General features: G+C 73.5%; 13 protein-coding genes and 1 riboswitch. Of the genes, 4 read left to right on the top strand and 9 right to left on the bottom strand.

Going from position 1 to position 18,519, the window contains the following annotated elements; all coding sequences use genetic code 11:
- The first annotated feature begins 321 nt into the window (after window positions 1-321).
- The gene (gene sepH / locus AC4BDD_RS06535) at window positions 322-1,404 is read left to right on the top strand and encodes a septation protein SepH (RefSeq protein WP_490690014.1); all 1,083 of its coding nucleotides are present in this window, start codon (window positions 322-324) and stop codon (window positions 1,402-1,404) included.
- A gap of 341 nt (window positions 1,405-1,745) precedes the next feature.
- Here the strand turns inward: sepH and AC4BDD_RS06540 are convergent, their stop codons facing one another.
- Window positions 1,746-2,582, bottom strand: coding sequence for a sulfurtransferase (locus AC4BDD_RS06540; RefSeq protein ID WP_490690015.1), 837 nt, complete (start codon window positions 2,580-2,582; stop codon window positions 1,746-1,748).
- Between the two features lie 306 nt (window positions 2,583-2,888).
- Here AC4BDD_RS06540 and AC4BDD_RS06545 point away from each other — a divergent pair, with 306 nt between their 5' ends.
- Window positions 2,889-3,662: a VOC family protein gene (locus AC4BDD_RS06545; RefSeq protein WP_490690016.1), complete on the top strand. Its 774-nt coding sequence runs from the start codon at window positions 2,889-2,891 to the stop codon at window positions 3,660-3,662.
- On the opposite strand, the gene AC4BDD_RS06550 is transcribed toward AC4BDD_RS06545, so the two are convergent.
- The 4 genes from AC4BDD_RS06550 to AC4BDD_RS06565 form a co-directional block, all read right to left on the bottom strand.
- On the bottom strand, window positions 3,637-4,323 hold the full coding sequence (locus tag AC4BDD_RS06550) for a thymidine kinase (RefSeq protein ID WP_490690017.1): 687 nt from the start codon (window positions 4,321-4,323) through the stop codon (window positions 3,637-3,639). The two genes, AC4BDD_RS06545 and AC4BDD_RS06550, sit on opposite strands and share 26 nt — an antisense overlap.
- A 113-nt stretch (window positions 4,324-4,436) precedes the next feature.
- Window positions 4,437-5,657, bottom strand: coding sequence for an alkaline phosphatase family protein (locus AC4BDD_RS06555; RefSeq protein ID WP_490690018.1), 1,221 nt, complete (start codon window positions 5,655-5,657; stop codon window positions 4,437-4,439).
- Window positions 5,657-6,244: a DUF5998 family protein gene (locus tag AC4BDD_RS06560; protein ID WP_490690019.1), complete on the bottom strand. Its 588-nt coding sequence runs from the start codon at window positions 6,242-6,244 to the stop codon at window positions 5,657-5,659. The genes AC4BDD_RS06555 and AC4BDD_RS06560 overlap by 1 nt, the downstream gene beginning before the upstream one ends.
- A gap of 91 nt (window positions 6,245-6,335) precedes the next feature.
- Complete coding sequence (locus tag AC4BDD_RS06565) at window positions 6,336-9,827, bottom strand: bifunctional acetate--CoA ligase family protein/GNAT family N-acetyltransferase (RefSeq protein WP_490690020.1); 3,492 nt, start codon at window positions 9,825-9,827, stop codon at window positions 6,336-6,338.
- 188 nt (window positions 9,828-10,015) lie between these two features.
- Between AC4BDD_RS06565 and AC4BDD_RS06570 the strand changes: the two genes are divergently transcribed.
- Window positions 10,016-10,297 (top strand): HPr family phosphocarrier protein, encoded by a 282-nt coding sequence (locus AC4BDD_RS06570; protein ID WP_490690021.1) that lies wholly within the window; start codon window positions 10,016-10,018, stop codon window positions 10,295-10,297.
- Between the two features lie 211 nt (window positions 10,298-10,508).
- Here AC4BDD_RS06570 and AC4BDD_RS06575 read toward each other — a convergent pair whose 3' ends face one another.
- From AC4BDD_RS06575 to AC4BDD_RS06590, 4 genes are all read right to left on the bottom strand, one after another.
- Window positions 10,509-11,321 carry a GntR family transcriptional regulator gene (locus AC4BDD_RS06575; protein ID WP_490690022.1) on the bottom strand — a complete coding sequence of 271 codons (813 nt, stop codon included), beginning with the start codon at window positions 11,319-11,321 and terminating at the stop codon, window positions 10,509-10,511.
- 281 nt (window positions 11,322-11,602) lie between these two features.
- Window positions 11,603-12,421, bottom strand: coding sequence for a M23 family metallopeptidase (locus AC4BDD_RS06580; RefSeq protein ID WP_490690023.1), 819 nt, complete (start codon window positions 12,419-12,421; stop codon window positions 11,603-11,605).
- Between the two features lie 14 nt (window positions 12,422-12,435).
- Window positions 12,436-12,593, bottom strand: a riboswitch (cyclic di-AMP (ydaO/yuaA leader).
- A gap of 270 nt (window positions 12,594-12,863) precedes the next feature.
- Complete coding sequence (locus tag AC4BDD_RS06585) at window positions 12,864-14,288, bottom strand: M16 family metallopeptidase (RefSeq protein ID WP_490690024.1); 1,425 nt, start codon at window positions 14,286-14,288, stop codon at window positions 12,864-12,866.
- Entirely contained in the window at window positions 14,285-15,652 is a 1,368-nt protein-coding gene (locus tag AC4BDD_RS06590) for a M16 family metallopeptidase (RefSeq protein WP_490691691.1), read from the bottom strand. Before AC4BDD_RS06590 ends, AC4BDD_RS06585 begins: the two co-directional genes overlap by 4 nt.
- Window positions 15,653-15,961: 309 nt before the next feature.
- On the opposite strand from AC4BDD_RS06590, the gene AC4BDD_RS06595 reads away from it, so the two are divergent.
- The gene (locus AC4BDD_RS06595) at window positions 15,962-18,415 is read left to right on the top strand and encodes a DNA gyrase/topoisomerase IV subunit A (protein ID WP_490690025.1); all 2,454 of its coding nucleotides are present in this window, start codon (window positions 15,962-15,964) and stop codon (window positions 18,413-18,415) included.
- Window positions 18,416-18,519 lie beyond the last annotated feature (104 nt).

Consider the following 18,519-nt stretch of genomic DNA (forward strand, 5'->3'; position numbering starts at 1 on the left):
CCCACGGAACTTGACCGGCGCGGCAGTCCACCGAAGTGGCCCGAATGGAGTACTGTGGCGAGCCCTGGCCCCGCTTTCCCGTCCGGCCGCCCGGACCCAGCGGGAGGGGCCATTCAGCGGCAACTCAACCGGCGGTGCCGCGACATGGCAGGGAACCCACTGCACAGAGTGACGATCGTCACTAAGAGTTGCGAAACGGGTAACCGTGCCATAACGGCGGATCAGGGCCCTGGCCCGACACGCCGGGCAACTCGGCAATGTTGTGGCAGGCTGCACCCGGGCAGGTCACACTCGTCTAGCGGGAGAACGGCAGCGACGCACGTGACGTCGGCAGGCACCACCCGGGAGGTCCCCATGCCCGAACTGCGTGTCGTGGCCGTCAGCAACGACGGCACACGGCTGGTGCTCAAGGCTGCGGACAGCACGGAGTACACGCTTCCGATCGACGAGCGGCTGCGTGCCGCCGTGCGCAACGACCGCGCCCGGCTCGGCCAGATCGAGATCGAAGTCGAGAGCCACCTGCGGCCCCGGGACATCCAGGCGCGTATAAGAGCAGGAGCCTCCGCCGAAGAAGTCGCCCAGCTCGCCGGCATCCCCGTCGACCGGGTGCGCCGCTTCGAGGGCCCGGTGCTCGCCGAGCGCGCCTTCATGGCCGAGCGGGCCCGTAAGACACCCGTCCGCCGCCCCGGGGAGAACACCGGACCGCAGCTCGGTGAGGCGGTCGGCGAGCGGCTGCTGCTGCGCGGCGCCGAGAAGGACAGCGTGCAGTGGGACTCCTGGCGGCGCGACGACGGCACCTGGGAGGTGCTGCTGGTCTACCGCGTCGCGGGTGAGCCGCACTCGGCCAGTTGGACGTACGACCCGCCGCGACGGCTCGTGCAGGCCGTGGACGACGAGGCCCGGGCGCTGATCGGGGAGACCGACGACACCCCCGAGCCGAGCTTCCCGTTCGTGCCCCGGATCGCCCGGCTGCCCCGGGACCGCCCGCTCGACCGGCCCGAGCGCCCCGAGCGGCCAGTCCCGGCGCCGCCGCTGGAGCCCGACACGGACCTGGTGGCCGCGGTGGACAGCGGCAGTGAGCGGGACTCGCTGACCAGCCTGCTGGAGGCGGTGCCCAGCTTCCGGGGCGACATGATCGTCCCGGACCCGCCGTCGGAGGCGCCCGGTCCGCCGGACGAGCCCGCCGAGGAGGCCGAGGCCCTGGAGCCCCCGGCTCCCGCGGCGAGTGCCGGCTCGGCGTACGCGGACGTGCTGATGCCGCGCTCGGTGGCGGGTCACCGCGAGCGGCTCACCGGCACGACCGACCGCCAGGCGGAAGCCGACGGGGTCCGGCCGGGCCGGCGTGCGGCGGTGCCCAGCTGGGACGAGATCGTGTTCGGCACCCGGCGCAAGAAGCAGGACTAGCCAGACTGCCGCGACTGAGCAGGCTGTTGCCCCTGCGGTGGGTTGCGCCCCGTCGTGCCTCTGGATACTCAGGCATGCCGTTCCCTGCGGACGCCGCCGGTGGCGTCACCGGTGAGGCCACCGGCGGAAAGTGGCCGTACGGCGGAAGGGGACGTGTCGGGGCGCTCCCCGCAGAAGGCGCGGTCGGCGCAGCTCGTCCCCGCGATGAGCCAGTAGAAGCGCCGTACGGGAGACGCCCCGGCACTGCACCGACCCAGCCACCAACAGGTGAAGCACCACCGGCAGGCGAAGCACCACCGGTGCCGGGGCAGCTCGCATAGGCCGCCCCGGCGAGGGAATCGTCAGCCGGGCAGCGGGCCGGTGGCGATGGGCCGGGAGGGGTCGGAGCACCACTCGCTCCAGGAGCCGACGTACAGCGCCGCCGGCACCCCGGCGACCGCCAGCGCCAGGACCTCCTGGGCCGCGGAGACCCCGGAGCCGCAGTAGACGCCCACCTCGGCCCCGGGCTTCGCGCCGAGCTTGCGGAAGCGCTCGGCCAGCTCCTCGGCGGGCAGGAAGCGTCCGTCCGGCGCCAGGTTGTCGGTGGTGGGCGCCGAGTGGGCACCGGGGATGTGGCCGGCGACCGGGTCGATCGGCTCCACCTCGCCGCGGTAGCGCTCCCCCGCCCGCGCGTCCAGCAGCACCCCTCGGCGGGCCAGCGCCGCCGCCTCATCCGCCGTCAGCAGCGGCAGCGCTCCCGGTGACGGGGTGAAGTCGCCCTCGGTGACGGCGGGCTCGTGGGTGCTCAGCGGGCCGCCGTTGGCGGTCCAGGCGGCCAGGCCGCCGTCCAGGACGCGCACCGACGGATGGCCCGCCCAGCTCAGCAGCCACCAGGCGCGGGCCGCTCCCCAGCCCTTGTCCGCGTCGTAGACCACGACATCGCGTCCCGCGGTGACGCCGGCGCGGCGCATCGCGGCGGTGAAGACGGCCGGGTCGGGCAGCGGGTGGCGGCCCGCGGCGCCGGGCGGGCCGGCGAGTTCGTCCTCGAGGTCGACGTAGACCGCGCCGGGGATGTGCCCGGCCGCGTACTCGGGGCGGCCGGGCGGCCCGCCGAGCTGGTAGCGGACGTCCAGCAGCAGGGGCGGTTGCCCGCCCGCCAACTCGCCGGCGAGTTCGGATGCGGTGATGATGGCATTCATGGGACCCCATCCTTGCGTAGAAACGCCTGCGCTGAATGGTCCCCCCGGACATTGGGTGCGCGTCCGATTGACAGCGTCCGGCGATGGTGCCGGGGGGCCTTGCCGACCCGTTCCGGGGAGGCAGGGTCATGGTAATTCGGGCATTCTCCTCCGGTAAGCCGCCTTCCGCGGCGCGGCCCTGGCGCGCCGTGCGCCCGGCGGTGCGAGCATCTGCTCGGACTCAAGTCCCGTACCATCCCCGTTCATCCCTGAGGAGCCGATCGGCCTCAGCCGCACGGCTACCACGACGGTCCGAGGAGAGATGAGATGACCGAGGCACCTGCTCGGTGCGCACCGGGCACGCCCTGTTGGACAAGTCTGATGGTGCACAGCCTTGCGACGACGCAGAACTTCTACCACGCGCTGTTCGGCTGGGACTTCACGCCCGGACCGCAAGGACTGGGCGCGTACGTGCGCTCCACGCTCGATGGCCACGCGGTGGCCGGAATCGGTGAACTGGCCCCCGAGCGCCACCTTCCGATCGCCTGGACGACCTATCTGGCCTCGGACGACGCCGATGACACGGCGGAGCAGATCCGCTGCTGCGGCGGGACGGTGGCGGTGGGTCCGCTGGACGCGGAGGAGGCCGGGCGGCTGGTGATCGCCTCGGATCCGGCGGGCGCGGTGTTCGGGGTGTGGCAGGCGCGCGCCCATGTGGGCGTGGAGCGGGTCGGTGTGCCGGGTACCCCGGCCTGGCACGAGCTGCTGACCTACGAGACCGCGACGGTGGGCAAGTTCTACGAGGCGGTTTTCGGCCACCAGGTGCGGCCGGAGGTCGCGCTCGGCACCGACCGGGTGACGCTCTCCGTCGCCGGCCGGCCGGTGGCGGCGATCGAAGGGGTGGGCGGCGCACTGCCGCGCGACCGCGGCCCGCACTGGATGACGTACTTCGAGGCGGCGGACGTGGACGGGGCGGCGCGCCGGGTCAGCGAGCTGGGCGGGCAGGTGATCCAGCCGCCACGGGACGGGACGGCCGGACGCTACGCCCAGGTCGTGGACCCGGAGGGCGCGGTGTTCACGCTGGTGCGCTCGCGCGTGTGACCGGGGCGCCGGACGGCTCGTCGACCGGCAGCACATCGGGTGACAGGGTGGCGGCGCGGGCCGCCGCCGCTGTCATCCGGCGGCGGTGGTGGCGCCGGCACAGCACCTCGTAACCGACCTCGCTGCCAGGCTGGTTGACGTCGCCGGGGACCACCTGGGCGCCTTCGATCACCATCTGGCCGCCGACGGTACGGGCGTTGTGCGTGGCCCGGGCGCCGCACCAGCACAGCGCCTCGACCTGGAGTACCTCGATCCGGTCGGCGAGTTCCACCAGCCGCTGCGAGCCGGGGAAGAGCTTGGTGCGGAAGTCGGTGGTGATCCCGAAGGCGAAGACGTCTGTTTCGAGGTCGTCGACGATCCGGGCGAGCTGGTCGACCTGGAGCGGGGTGAGGAACTGCGCCTCGTCCACGATGATGTAGTCCGCCCGGCCGCCGGCGGTGAGATGGGCGATGACGTGGGCGTACAGATCCACGCCCTCCTCCGCCTCGACCGCCTCGGTGACCAGCCCGAGCCGGGAGGAGAGCTTGCCCACGCCCGCCCGGTCGTCCCGGGTGAAGATCATCCCTTGCAGACCGCGCGCCGAGCGGTTGTGCTCGATCTGCAGAGCGAGGGTGCTCTTTCCGCAGTCCATGGTTCCGGAGAAGAACACCAGCTCGGGCATGGGGGTGGGAACGCCTTTCTCAGGTCGGGGTTGCGGGCGGCGGTCGGTCCGGCCGGTCCGCCGAGGTCGGCCCGCAGGCGCGGGCCGGGCCGCCGGGGGCGGAAGGGGCCGGTTCAGGTGCGTACTTCGAGCAGCGGCACGAGCTGCTCGACCGGGGTCATCGATCCGTGCAGCCCGACCATCAAGGACTCCTTGGGCTCGGTCAACGAGGCGACGATCGCGACATCGGCGGCGGCGGCCGCCACCACGTCGCCGATCCGCCCGTGGACCCGCTCGTCCACCCCGGACCCGGGCGGGCCGAACCAGCCCGCGGCGATCGCCTCCTCGCGGCCGGCCACCCACATCCGGTCACCGAGCACCTCGCGCCAGACGGCCAGCACGTCGGCGGCGGCGCCGGGCACGGCGTAGACATGGCGGGCGCGGGCCTCGCCGCCGAGCAGGGCGACACCTGCCCGCAGCTCCCAGTCCTCGTCGAAGTCGATCCGGGAGTCGGGGTCGAAGGGGATGTCGATCATGCCGTGGTCGGCGGTGACGTAGAGCGCCGAGCGGGGCGGGAGCTGTTCGGCCAGGCGGCGGGCCAGCCCGTCGACGTACATCAGCTGGCCGCGCCAGTCGTCGGAGTCGACGCCGAAGCGGTGCCCCTTGCCGTCCACCTCGCTGTAGTACGTGTAGACCAGCGAGCGGTCGGCGGCGGCCAGCTGCCGGGCGGCGAGGTCCATCCGGTCCTCGCCGGAGAGCCGGCCGTGGAAGGTGCCGCCACTCAGCGCGATCTTGGTCAGCGGGGTCTGTTCGAAGGTCGGCGCGGAGACCTGGCAGGTGTGCACCCCGGCGGCGTCCGCGAGCTGGAAGACCGTGGGGTAGGGCTGCCAGCGGTAGGGGTCGGTCCACGGCTGCCAGCGCAGCTGGTTCATCAGCGCGCCGGTGTCCGGGTCGGCGACGGTGTAGCCGGGCAGGCCGTGCGCGCCGGGCGGCAGGCCGGTGCCGACCGAGGCGAGCGAGGTCGCGGTGGTGGACGGGAATCCGGCGGTGAGCGGGGTCCCGGTGCCGTTGCCCGAGCCGGCCAGCAGCGAGGTGAGGAACGGTGCCTCGGCGGGGTGGGCGCGCAGCAGCTCCCAGCCGAGTCCGTCGATGAGGAAGACGCAGACCCGGTCGGCCGGGGCGAGCTCCAGCCCGGAGGACATCCCGGGGACCCCCAGCCCCGCGGCGACGGCGGGCAGCAGGTCGGCGAGCGATCCGGTGCCGTAGCGGGGGGCCGGGGCCTGGCGCGGGTCGAGCGGTTCGGGCTCGTGCCAGGGTGAACCGGCGGCCGTCGAGCCCATGGCGGAGTCGGCCATCAGCGGCCGGCGTCCGTGGTGGCTTCGGAGAGCGCCTGGGCGAAAGCGAGGGTCTGGCGGACGGTGTCGGGGCCGTCGCCCGCCTCGCTGACCCGCAGGCTGAGGTCGTCGGCGGTGGAGGAGCCGGTGTAGCCGTGGTCGGCCTCGCAGTTGGGGTCGCCGCAGGCGGCGGGCTCCAGGTCGAGGCGGTTGACGGCGCCCCAGCCGATGGTGAGCACGACCTCGCGGGGCAGGGTGCCCGGGGTGTACGACTCGGGGTTGGCGACCACCCGGCTGAGCACCACCGAGGAGATCCGGTCCAGCTTCACCGACTCGGTGGAGGTGGTGGCGTACGGCGAGGGGGAGGTGCCGTCGGCGGCCTGCTCGTCGGTGTGGCTGACGATGAACCGGGTGCCGGTCAGGACCAGGACCGTGACATGGCGGCGGACCTCGTTGGAGTCGAAGGTGGTCTCCTGGTGGACGAGGTACGAACCGATCCGCTCGCCGCCCACCGCGGCCTCCACCGCTTCGGCCACGAGTGCCGGGTAGTAGCCGCTGCGCTCGATCGCCGCGCGCAGCCCCTGGGTCGTCGTACCGGTCTTCGCCATGTGCTCCATCCTACGGGGCGAGACCGGGCCCGGACCCCGCCCCTGCGGCGGGCCGGTGCCCCCGGGGGCTCTCGGGGTCTCCCGGGGGCTGTCAGTAGTGCGGCAGGTGGCGGGGGCCGAGGTCGGTGCGGACCGGCGGCCGGGCCAGACGGAGGGAGGCGCCGAGCACGGACAGCCCCCGCTGGGCGACGACGACGGGCTCCAGATCGACCGCGACCACCTCGGGATGATCGTCCACCAGGCGGGACACTCGCAGCAGCAGCTCCTCCAGGGCGGCGGTGTCCACCGGCTGGGAGCCGCGCCAGCCGAAGAGCAGCGGCGCGGTCCGGATGGACCGGATCAGCTCGGCGGCGTCCCGGTCGGTGGCGGGCACCAGCCGGTGGGCGGTGTCGCCCAGCAGTTCGGAGGGGGCGCCGGCGAGGCCGAAGGAGAGCACGGCCCCGGCGGCGGGGTCGATGGCGGCCCGTACGACCGTGTCGACGCCGCGCGGCGCCATCCGCTGCACCACCGGCAGCAGCTCCTCGGGCCCGCCGAGCCGGTCGGTCAACTCAGCGTAAGCACGCCGGAGTTCCGGCTCGCTGCCGAGGTCCAGCCGGACGCCGCCGAGGTCGGTGCGGTGCCGCAGGTGCGGGGCGGTGGCCTTGAGCGCGACCGGGAAGCCGAGCCGGGTCGCGGCGTGCACCGCGGTGTCGGGGTCCGGTGCGGCGAAGGCGGGCAGCAGGCTGATGCCGTACCGGGCGAGCAGGCGCTGGGTGTCGGGGGCGGACAGCTCGACGCCGGCGTCCGGGGCGGCGGGCTCGGGCGCGGGCACCGCCGCGGCGGCCCCCGGCTCCCCGGTCGCGTCCGGAACCGGCGGGAAGTCGAGGGTGGGGGTCTCGCGGGCCGGCGCGCCGCCCTCCCCGGCGAGCAGCACCTCGATGTCGGCGGCGGCTCCGGCCTCGTCGATGTCGTCGTAGGCGGGCACCCGGCCGGGCTCGGCGGCCTGGTGCCGCCAGCGGGCGTACCGCACGGCCTCGGCGAGGGCCCGCACGGCGCGCTCGGCGGAGGGGTAGGCCGGGATCCGGCAGGCCGCGGCGGCCGCGTCGGTACTGGGGGCGCCTGCGGGAGCCTCGGTCATGGGGGTCCCGGCGGACGCGTCGGCGGGTCGGCCGCCGGGCGCGGCCGCGGGTTGCGCGGTGGGCCTGGACGGCGCGGCGGGCGCGGAAGAGCCGCCGGACCCGGGCAACGCCGAAGCCGCCGGCGTCCCGGCACCACCCGGCCCGGCAGGGGCGGGAGGAGGGTCGGCGGGCATGGGAGGCCACGCAGGCGCCGAAGGCCCGGCCTGCGTCGCGGTCCCGGCCGTACCCGAAGGCCCGGGCTGCGACTGCGCGGTGGGCCCGGCGGGGGCGGGAGGCGCGGCAGGCCGGATCTGACCGGTGCGCGCGACGGGCCCGGACGGCGCGGCGGGCGTGCCGGGCCCGGGAGGCGCGGCGTGTGCGGCGGGGTCGCGAGGCCAGGGAGCGGCGGCAGACGCGGCAGGCGCGGGCGGCGCGCCGGACCCGGCAGCGGCGGCGGGCCCGGAGGCGAAGGCCCCGGGCGCGGCGGTGCCGGTTGCGGCGGTGCCGGGGTGGGGCACGGGCGCCGTGGTGTCGGCGAGGCCGTCCGGGGCCGTGGGCGCCTGCCCCGTGGTGTCGCAGGGCGCGCCCGGCGCCGCGAGTGCTTCGGCGAGGCCGGGGATCTCCAGGTGGACCACGGCGATCGGCTTGGCCGCGCCGCCGGCCGCGGCGGCCTCGCGGAGCGCCGCGGCGAGGTCCGCCGCGGAGGGCTCCCCGACCCAGGGCATGGCGTTGACGACGACCGCGTCGCACCGCTCGTCGGCCAGCGCCTCGCCCAGTGCCCGGCCGAAGTCGGCCGGGCCCGCGCCGGTGGTGAGGTCGCGGGGCGGCAGCGGGCTGAGCCCTTCGGTGCGGCAGGCGTCGTAGGTGAGCAGGCCGAGGGACTCGCTGTTGCCGAGGATGGCGACGTGCGGGCCGTGCGGCAGCGGCTGGGCGGCGAGCAGCAGTCCGGTGTCGGCGAGTTCGGTGACGGTGTCGACCCGGATCACGCCCGCCTGGCGGAGCAGGTCGCTGACGATGGCGTCCGGGATGCCGGTGGTGGCGACGGCGTGGCCGGGCGGGGCGCTGCCGCTGTGCCGGGAGCCTTTGACCACGACGACGGGCTTGACGGCCGCGGTGCGCTTGGCCAGCCGGCTGAACTTCCGGGGGTTGCCGATGGATTCGAGGTACATCAGGGCGATGCCGGTGTGCGGGTCGTCGTGCCAGTACTGCAGCACGTCGTTGCCCGAGACGTCGGCGCGGTTGCCCGCGGACACGAAGGTGGACAGGCCCACCAGTCCGGCGGCGCGCCGGTGGAGTCCGGACAGCAGCGCGATGCCGATGGCGCCGGACTGGGTGAACAGCCCGACCCGGCCGGCGAAGGGCAGCTCGGGAGAGAGCGAGGCGTTGAGCCGGACGGCGTCGGCGGTGTTGATGATCCCGAAGGCGTTGGGGCCGATCACCCGCATCCCGTAGCTGCGGGCCTGGCGGATCAGCTCGCGCTGGCGGGCGCGGCCCTCTGGGCCGCTCTCGGCGTATCCGGAGGAGACCACGACGAGCCCCTGGACGCCGTGTTCGCCGCAGTCGGCGACGACGGAGGGGACGTGTTCGGCCGGTACGGCGACGATGGCCAGGTCGACCGGATCGGCGATCTCGCGGATGGAGCGGTACGCGGGGACGCCCTCGGGCTCCAGGACCGTCTGTCCCTCCGGGAAGGCGCGGTTGACCGCGTAGGCGCGGCCGGTGAAGCCGCCGGCGAGGACGTTGTGCAGCACGGCGCGGCCGACGCCGCCGGGGCTGCGTCCGGTGCCGATGACGGCGACGGAGCCGGGCGCGAGCAGCCGCTGCACCGAGCGGGCCTCGGCGCGCTGCTCCCGGGCGCGCATCACGGCGAGCGACCGGTCGGTGGGTTCGAGGTCGAATTCGAGGCGGACGACCCCGTCCTCGAAGCTGCGCTGCTGGGTGTAGCCGGCGTCCGTGAACACCTTGATCATCTTGGTGTTGGCGGGCAGCACCTCGGCGACGAAGCGGCGGATGCCGCGCTCGCGGGCGACGGCGGCGATGTGCTCCAGGAGGGCGGAGGCCACCCCCCGGCCCTGGTGGGCGTCCTGCACCAGGAAGGCGACCTCGGCCTCGTCGGGGACCGGCGCGGGGGCCGTGCCGGGGGCCGCCGGATCGGGGTGGGAGCTGGCGGGCCGGCCGCGCTCGTCGATGCGGTCGTAGCGGACGGTGGCGATGAACTCGTCCCCCACCGTGGCGGCCAGCCCGACCCGGTCGACGTAGTCGTGGTGGGTGAAGCGGTGCACGTCGCGGGCGGAGAGCCGGGGGTAGGGCGCGAAGAAGCGGTAGTACTTCGACTCGTCGGAGACATGCTCGTAGAAGCTGACCAGGCGTTGCGCGTCGTCCGCGGTGATGGGGCGGATCTGCGCGATGCCGCCGTCGCGGAGCACCACGTCCGCTTCCCAGTGGGCCGGGTAGCTGTGGCGGTCCGGATCTGACGCGGTGTCCATGGGGCCAGCGTAAGCGCCGGGGCGGAGACGGACACCCGCCCCGTGGTGCCGCATCGCGGACCCGCGGATGGCGCGGCAAGCTGTGCACGACGTACCGGCCGGGCCCCGCGTCAGGTCCGTTCCGGACCACTCCCGACACCGTGCGACACTGGTCTAGACAACCTAGCAACGACCTGAAGGGCTACACCATGGTTGAGCGCCGCGTCACCGTCGGCTGGGCCGAGGGCCTGCATGCCCGCCCCGCGTCGATCTTCGTTCGGGCCGCTACCGCTTCGGGCGTCCCCGTGACGATCGCCAAGGCCGAGGGCAACCCGGTCAACGCCGCCTCCATGCTCGCGGTGCTGGGCCTGGGCGCCCAGGGTGGCGAGGAGATCGTCCTCGCCTCGGAGGACGACAGCGCGGAGGCCGCGCTCGACCGTCTGGCCAAGCTGGTCGCCGAGGGGCTGGAGGAACTGCCGGAGACGGTCTGACCCGGCAACCCTCGCCCCGGCACCACCGGGGCACACCAAGGCCGCGGTATCCCGGAACCGGGAGACCGCGGCCTTGCTGTCACCACATTCCCGAAGGACCGCTCGCTATTCCCTGCACGGAAAGGGCGGACTCCACGTCGATATCGGCGCACCATAAAGGCACACGGCACCGCTCCGGGAATTCCCCCGAGGGTTGTATACCGGCGAATTGTTAATTCTGGGAACTCGCCGTGTTTACGGACTGTTTCGAACCCCTCACCTGGAAGGGGCGACGCAGCCGGTAATCGGCCATGGACCGCTCGGCGTGCGCCGCGGCCAGCGAGCGAGCCCGCTCGGCGTCACCGCGGGTCACCGCGTCCAGCAGCGCGCCGTGTTCCGCCCAGGACTCCACCGCTCGGGCGGTGCCCGGCTCCGTACGCCCGGCGCCGCGGGCGGGCGGCGGCGTGGTCCGGCCAGGCTGGGCGCGCGAAGCGCTTTCCGTCGCGGGTGGCGGCGGGAGACGGGCGGGATCGACCGCGTAGACCCAGTAGATCTTGCGGCGCAGCTGGACCAGCAGCCCGGCCAGGCTGGGGCTGCCGGAGGCCTGCGCGAGGGTCTCGTGGAACCAGTCGCCCAGCGACCGCAGCTCCGCCAACTGGCCCCGCGCCGCCCGCTCCTGCCCGAGCCTGACCAGCCCGCGGAGCACCTTGAGGTGGGCCTCGGTGCGGCGCTGGGCGGCCCGCGCCGCACCCAGCGGCTCCAGCAGGGCGCGGATGTCGAGGAGGTCGGCGACCTCGCGCTCGGACGGCTGGGCGACGCAGGCGCCGGCATGCCGGCGGGTGGTGACGAACCCCTCGGACTCCAGGGTCCGCAGCGCCTCGCGGACCGGGACCCGCGAGACGCCGTAACGGCGCGCGAGCAGTTCCTCGGTCAGTCGACTGCCGGGCTGGTACGCGCCGGAGACGATGTCGTCCCGAATCGCGGTGCATACGGCGTGCGCGGAAATCCGGCGACCGCCCTGGACCGCTGTCGTATCGCCGCTCACTTCCGGTCCCGCATGGTGTGAACCTCCGCCTTAATCTCTGCGAAACGCAGTCGATCGACGCGCGTTCACCGAACTCTATTCCACAGAGCTCGAATTTCCGACGAGCGGCGGGATTTCATGGATAATTTTTGGCCAAGCGGGATTGCGCGGCAGTCGCGGCGCCCTCCGGCCGTCCCGGCGGCACACGCGGCCGCCCCGGCGCCACCTTGCGGCAGGCCCGGCGGGACATACGACAGGCCCCGGCCGAGTGGCCGGGGCCTGTGCGCGATGGTCCGGGGGCGTCAGATGTTGACCCCGTGCGAGCGGAGGTAGGCGACCGGGTCGATGTCCGAGCCGTACTCCGGGCTGGTCCGCGCTTCGAAGTGCAGGTGCGGGCCGGTGGTGTTGCCGGTGTTGCCCGACAGGCCGATCTGCTGGCCCGGGGTCACCGTCTGGCCGACCGAGACATTGAGCGACGACAGGTGGCCGTACTGGGTGTACGTGCCGTCATTCATCTTGATCACGATGTTGTTGCCGTACGCGCCGCCCCAGCCTGCTTCGACTACGGTCCCGGAGCCCACCGCGTGCACCGTGGTGCCGGACGCGGCGTGGAAGTCGACACCGGTGTGGCTGCCGGAGCTCCACAGCCCGCTGGAGGCGTGGTACTGGGTGGAGACGTAGGAGCCGGTTATGGGCGCCACGAAGGTGTTCAGCCGCTTGCGCTCGGCCTCCCGCGCGGCCCGCTCCTTGGCCGCCCGCTCCGCCTTGGCCTTCTTCTCAGCGGCCTCGGCCTTGCGCTTGGTCTCGGCGGCCTGGCGGACGGCCTCCCGGCGCGCCGTGTCCTCGGCCTCCGCCTTGGCCGCGTCCTCCTCGGCTGCGCGCTCCTGGCTGTGCGCCTGGGCGCCGATCTCCTGGGCGAGGTCGTCGCCGACGACGATCGCCTGGTTCAGACCGGTGTCCTCGAAGCTCGGGGAGTCGCCGCCGGCGGCGAGCGCCGGGGAGGCGAGACTGGCGACGACGCCGGAGGCGGCCAGGGTGGCCATGCCGGCGATGTTCGTGCCGGTGCGCATGGCGGAGCGCCGGGGGCGGCGGTGCTTCCCGGTGGGACGGGTGAACGCCATGGGGTGGCGTACTCCTTTCCTTCCTTCTCGCCTACCGGGTTAGCTGACGGGTTCGGAGCAGGAAGGTCTCCTACGGACCCCTCCTCGCGGAGGCGCCCGATTCACCCCAGGGGAAGTCCCTCCGAAGAGGGCGGGTCCCCGGCTCCCTTGCGGGACTCGGCGATGGCTGCCCGGGCCGCGGGTGCGACGCAATCCGACGAACAGCCGACCCGACGCTAGACGGCTGATCTTTTGATCGCCAAACAGATCCGGCATTTTGTTGCCCTCGCCACAGGGCAGACATACCGCCTCCACGACAAACCGGACACCGCAGGCGGATAACGCAGGACTCCGGCGTCTCGTGCGACGCCGGAGTCCTGTGTGTCCTCGCTCCGCTGAGCCGTCGTCAGCCGGTGAGCGTCTCCGCCCGGCCGCTGACGGCCTCTCAGCCGGTGGCCGTGGGTCAGCCGGTGACCACCTTCACCTCGCCGATGCCCAGGGCGCGGACCGGCTCCTCGATGACCGAGGCGTCACCGACGAGCACGGTGACGAGCCGGTCGACGGGGAAGGCGTTCACCGCGGCGGCCGTCGCCTCGACCGTCCCGGTCTCGGCGAGCCGGGCGTACAGATGGGCCTGGAAGTCGTCCGGCAGGTGCTGCTCGACCTGGTCCGCCAGAGTGCCCGCGACGGCCGCCGCGGTCTCGTAGCGGAGCGGGGCGACGCCGACCAGGTTCTGCACCGCGACATCACGCTCGTCGTCGGTCAGCCCCTCCTCCGCGAGGGTGCGCAGCACCTTCCAGGTGTCCTCCAGCGCGGGCCCGGTCACCTCGGTGGCCACCGAGCCGCTGATGGCGAGCATCGCGACACCGGTGGGCGCGGAGCCGGAGCCGCCGGGGCCGGGGGCGCCGTCCGGCACCGACATCAGCACCTGCCCGAAGGCGCGCACCCCGTAGGTGTAGCCCTTCTCCTCGCGCAGCACCCGGTCGAGCCGGGAGGTGAGGGTGCCGCCGAGGCAGTAGGTGCCGAGCACCTGGGCGGGCCAGACCCGGTCGTGCCGGTCGGCACCGATCCGGCCGATGAGCAGCTGGGTCTGCACCGCGCCGGGCCGGTCCACGATCACCACCCGGCCGGCGTCGTCGGCGGTGATCACCGGGTACGGACGCTCCGGCGCCGGACCGCCGCTCCAGGCGCCGAGCGTGTCGGCAAGGGCCTTGTCCAGGTCGACGCCGGTCAGGTCGCCGACCACCACGGCGGTCGCGGAGGCCGGCCGCACATGCGCCTGGTAGAAGGCGCGCACCGCGGCGGCGTCGATCCGCCGGACGGTCTCCTCGGTGCCCTGGCGGGGCCGGGAGAGCCGGGCGGCCGCCGGGAAGAGCTCCTTGGACAGGGCCATGGAGGCCCGCCGGGCGGGGTTGGCCAGCTCGTGCGGGATCTCGTCCAGGCGGTTGGCCACCAGCCGCTCCACCTCGCTCTCCGGGAACGCGGGGGCGCGCAGCGCGTCGGCGAGCAGACCGAGGGCCTTGGGCAGCCGGGAGACCGGCACCTCCAGCGAGACCCGGATGCCGGGGTGGTCGGCGTGCGCGTCGAGGGTGGCGCCGCACCGCTCCAGCTCGGCGGCGAACTCCTCGGCGGTGTGCTTGTCGGTGCCCTCGGACAGCGCGCGGGCCATGATGGTCGCGACGCCGTCGAGCCCGGCGGGCTCGGCGTCCAGCGGGGCGGTCAGGTTGATCTCCACGGCGACGACCTGCTGACCGGGGCGGTGGCAGCGCAGCACGGTGAGCCCGTTGGGCAGTTCGCCGCGCTCGGGGGCCGGGAAGGCCCACGGCTTGGCGATGCCGCCCGTCGGCTGCGGGTGGAACGTCATGGTGGGGGTGGTGGCGTCGCTCACTGGGCCGCCTCCTCTTCTGCGGTGTCGTCGGCGGCGGTCTCGGTGGCGTCCTCGGCGTCGGTGCCCGGCCCGGTGGGTTCGTAGACCAGCACGGCGCGGTTGTCCGGCCGCAGTCGTGCCTGGGCGGCGGCCCGCACCTCCTCGGCGGTGACGTCCAGCACCCGCTGGACGGCGGTGAGCGCCAGCTGGGGGTCGCCGAACAGCACGGCGAAGCGGCAGAGTTCGTCGGCGCGGCCGCCGACGGTGGCGAGCCGGTCGAGCCACTCGCGCTCCAGCTGGGCCTGGGCGCGCTCCATCTCCTGCGGGGTCGGGCCCTCGGCGGCGAAGCGGGCCAGCTCGTCGTCGACGGCGGCCTCGATGGCGGGCACCTCGACGCCGGCCGACGCCTTCACGTCCAGCCAGCCGAGCGAGGGCGCGCCGGCCAGCCGCAGCATGCCGAAACCGGCGCCGACGGCGCTGCGGTCGCGCCGCACCAGGCGGTTGTGGAGCCGGGAGGACTCGCCGCCGCCGAGGATGGTCAGCGCCAGATCGGCGGCGTCCGCCTCACGGGTGCCGTCGTGCGGCAGGCGGTAGGCGGCCATCAGGGCCCGGGAGGGGACCTCCTCGGCCACGACCTCGCGCAGCTCCGCACCGATGACGTCGGGCAGGGTGCCGTCGCGCGGCGGCTGCTTGCCGTCGTGGGAGGGGATGGAGCCGAAGTACTTCTCGATCCAGGCGAGAGTCTGCTCCGGGTCGATGTCGCCGACGACGGCGAGCACCGCGTTGTTCGGCGCGTAGTAGGTGCGGAAGAAGTTCCGCGCGTCCTCCAGGGACGCCGCGTCCAGGTCGGCCATCGAGCCGATCGCGGTGTGGTGGTAGGGGTGGCCCTCGGGGTAGGCCATGGCGACCAGCCGCTCGAAGGCGGTGCCGTAGGGGACGTTGTCGTAGCGCTGGCGGCGCTCGTTCTTCACGACGTCCCGCTGGTTGTCCAGGCTCTCCTGGTCCAGCGCGGCCAGGAGAGACCCCATGCGGTCGGCTTCCAGCCACAGCGCCAGCTCGACCTGGTGGGCGGGCATGGTCTCGAAGTAGTTGGTGCGCTCGAAGCTGGTGGTGCCGTTGAGCGAGCCGCCGACACCCTGGACCAGCTCGAAGTGGCCGTTGCCGGAGACCTGGGCCGAGCCCTGGAACATCAGGTGCTCGAAGAGGTGAGCCAGGCCGGTGCGCCCCTTGACTTCGTGGCGCGAGCCGACGTCGTACCAGAGGCAGACGGCGGCGACCGGGGTCAGATGGTCCTCGGAGAGCACCACCCTCAGGCCGTTGGCCAGGCGGTGCTCGGTCGCTGTCAGGCCGCCGGAACCGGCCTGTTGCGTGGCCGTGTGACCCATGGGCATGGACGTCCCTTCGATCGCGTGCTGGTGCAGGTGTGGATGTGTGCGTTGAGCAGTCCTGTCACTGTATGCAACCGCACCGACATCTGCTGAAGTTCCCCGCCCCGGGATCCGGTGGGTTCCCCGTCCGGGAGGCCGCCGGTCCCGCCCGGAAGGCTGCTGCTACCGGTCCGGGAGGCCGCCGGTCCCGGTCCGGGGAGGCTCTGCCGGGGCGCCCGGGACGGGGCGCGGTCCGCGTTGTCGGTGGGGCGCGCCACAATGGTCGGCATCAGACACAGCATCGGTAGTTGAAGGAGCCGCAGCCCGATGGCCCGCCGCAGCACGAAGACCCCGCCTCCGGGAGACTTCGAGGAGCGCATCCTCGACATCGACGTCGTCGACGAGATGCAGGGCTCCTTCCTGGAGTACGCCTATTCGGTCATCTACTCGCGCGCGCTGCCCGACGCCCGCGACGGACTGAAGCCCGCGCACCGCCGCATCCTCTTCCAGATGAACGAGATGGGGCTGCGCCCGGAGCGCTCGTTCGTGAAGTGCGCCCGGGTCGTCGGCGAGGTGATGGGCAAGCTCCATCCGCACGGCGACGCCTCGATCTACGACGCGCTGGTGCGCATGGCGCAGCCGTTCTCGATGCGGCTGCCGCTGGTCGACGGCCATGGCAACTTCGGTTCGCTGGGCAATGACGACCCGCCCGCCGCCATGCGGTACACCGAATGCCGGATGGCCTCGGCGACGTCGCTGATGACGGAGTCGATCGACGAGGACACCGTCGACTTCGTCCCGAATTACGACGGGAGCGAGCAGGAGCCGGTCGCGCTTCCCGCCGCCTACCCGAATCTCCTGGTCAACGGCTCGTCCGGGATCGCGGTCGGCATGGCTACCAACATGCCGCCGCACAACCTGGGCGAGGTGATCGCGGCCGCCCGCCACCTGATCAAGCATCCGGGCGCGGACCTGGAGACCCTGATGCGGTTCGTGCCGGGTCCGGACCTGCCCACCGGCGGCCGGATCGTCGGGCTCAGCGGCATCCGGGACGCCTACGAGTCGGGGCGTGGCAGCTTCAAGATCCGCGCCACCGTGTCCGTGGAGAACGTCACCGCACGCCGCAAGGGCCTGGTCGTCACGGAACTCCCCTTCACCGTCGGGCCCGAGAAGGTCATCTCGAAGATCAAGGACCTGGTCGGCTCGAAGAAGCTCCAGGGCATCGCGGACGTGAAGGACCTCACCGACCGCGAGCACGGCCTGCGGCTGGTCATCGAGGTGAAGAACGGCTTCAACCCGGAGGCCGTGCTGGAGCAGCTGTTCAAGCTGACGCCGATGGAGGAGTCCTTCGGGATCAACAACGTCGCGCTGGTGGACGGCCAGCCGCTGACGCTCGGCCTCAAGGAGCTGCTGGAGGTCTATCTCGACCACCGCTTCAACGTGGTCCGGCGGCGCAGCGAGTTCCGGCGCGGCAAGCGGCGCGACCGGCTGCACCTGGTCGAGGGCCTGCTGGTCGCGCTGCTCGACATCGACGAGGTCATCCGGATCATTCGATCGAGTGAGAACGCGGCGGCGGCCAAGGAGGGCCTGATCGCCCGCTTCGCCCTCTCCGAGACCCAGATCCAGTACATCCTGGACACTCCGCTGCGCCGGCTGACCAAGTTCGACCGGATCGAGCTGGAGTCGGAGCGGGACAGGCTCACCAGGGAGATCGCGGAGCTGACCCGGATCCTGGACTCGGACGCGGAGCTGCGCAAGCTCGTCTCCTCCGAACTCGCCGTGGTGGCGAAGAAGTTCGGCACCGACCGGCGCACCGTGCTGCTGGAGTCGGCGGGCGCTCCGGTGTCCGCGGTGCCGCTGGAGGTGGCCGACGACCCGTGCCGGGTGCTGCTGTCCTCCACCGGGCTGCTGGCGCGTACGGCCACCGTCGAGCCGCTGGCCGACGAGGGGCTGGGCAAGCGCGCCAAGCACGATGTGATCGTGTCGGCGGTGCCGGCGACGGCCCGTGCCGAGCTGGGCGCGGTGACCTCGGCCGGCCGGCTGCTGCGGCTGCCGGTGATCGACCTGCCGATGCTGCCGGAGACGGCGGGCGCGCCGAATCTGGCGGGCGGCGCGCCGATCTCCGAGTTCCTGACGCTGGCCGAGGGCGAGCGGCTGGTGTGTCTGACCACGCTCGACGAGTCCTCACCGGGGCTGGCGATCGGCACCGAGCAGGGCGTGGTGAAGCGCGTGGTGCCCGACTATCCGGCGAACAAGGACGAGTTGGAGGTCATCGGGCTGAAGGAGGGCGACCGAATCGTCGGCGCGGTGGAGCTGCGCACCGGCGAGGAGGATCTGGTCTTCATCACCAGCGATGCCCAGCTGCTGCGCTACCCGGCGGCACAGGTGCGCCCCCAGGGCCGCCCGGCGGGCGGTATGGCGGGCGTCAAGCTGTCGTCCGGAGCGAAGGTGCTCTCGTTCACCGCGGTGGATCCGGCGGCCGACGCGGTGGTCTTCACCGTCGCGGGCGGCAGCGGCACGCTCGACGACTCGGCGCAGCAGTCGGCCAAGCTCACGCCGTTCGAGCAGTTCCCGCGCAAGGGCCGGGCCACCGGCGGGGTGCGCTGCCAGCGGTTCCTGAAGGGCGAGGACCATCTGGTGCTGGCCTGGGCCGGAGCCTCCCCGGCGCGGGCGGCCACGGCGAGCGGCACGCCCGCTCCGCTGCCGGAGCCGGATCCGCGAAGGGACGGCTCCGGCACGCCGCTGGCCAAGCCGGTATCGGTGGTCGCCGGGCCGGTGTAGCCGGCACCGGGCCGGTGTGGCCGCCAGGAGGAGACCGGCAGCGGAAGACGGAGACAGCGACACAGCGCGAGGGGTGCGGCACCGACCGGTGCCGCACCCCTCGC

The sequence above is a fragment of the Streptomyces sp. JLBT605 genome (genome assembly GCF_058215555.1).

Coding starts and splice junctions, on each gene's coding strand:
- AC4BDD_RS06540 (WP_490690015.1), bottom strand. CDS start 2,582: ATGAATGCCATCATCACCGCATCCGAACTCGCCGGCGAGTTGGCGGGC.
- AC4BDD_RS06545 (WP_490690016.1), top strand. CDS start 2,889: ATGACCGAGGCACCTGCTCGGTGCGCACCGGGCACGCCCTGTTGGACA.
- AC4BDD_RS06550 (WP_490690017.1), bottom strand. CDS start 4,323: ATGCCCGAGCTGGTGTTCTTCTCCGGAACCATGGACTGCGGAAAGAGC.
- AC4BDD_RS06555 (WP_490690018.1), bottom strand. CDS start 5,657: ATGGCCGACTCCGCCATGGGCTCGACGGCCGCCGGTTCACCCTGGCAC.
- AC4BDD_RS06560 (WP_490690019.1), bottom strand. CDS start 6,244: ATGGCGAAGACCGGTACGACGACCCAGGGGCTGCGCGCGGCGATCGAG.
- AC4BDD_RS06565 (WP_490690020.1), bottom strand. CDS start 9,827: ATGGACACCGCGTCAGATCCGGACCGCCACAGCTACCCGGCCCACTGG.
- AC4BDD_RS06570 (WP_490690021.1), top strand. CDS start 10,016: ATGGTTGAGCGCCGCGTCACCGTCGGCTGGGCCGAGGGCCTGCATGCC.
- AC4BDD_RS06580 (WP_490690023.1), bottom strand. CDS start 12,421: ATGGCGTTCACCCGTCCCACCGGGAAGCACCGCCGCCCCCGGCGCTCC.
- AC4BDD_RS06590 (WP_490691691.1), bottom strand. CDS start 15,652: ATGGGTCACACGGCCACGCAACAGGCCGGTTCCGGCGGCCTGACAGCG.
- AC4BDD_RS06595 (WP_490690025.1), top strand. CDS start 15,962: ATGGCCCGCCGCAGCACGAAGACCCCGCCTCCGGGAGACTTCGAGGAG.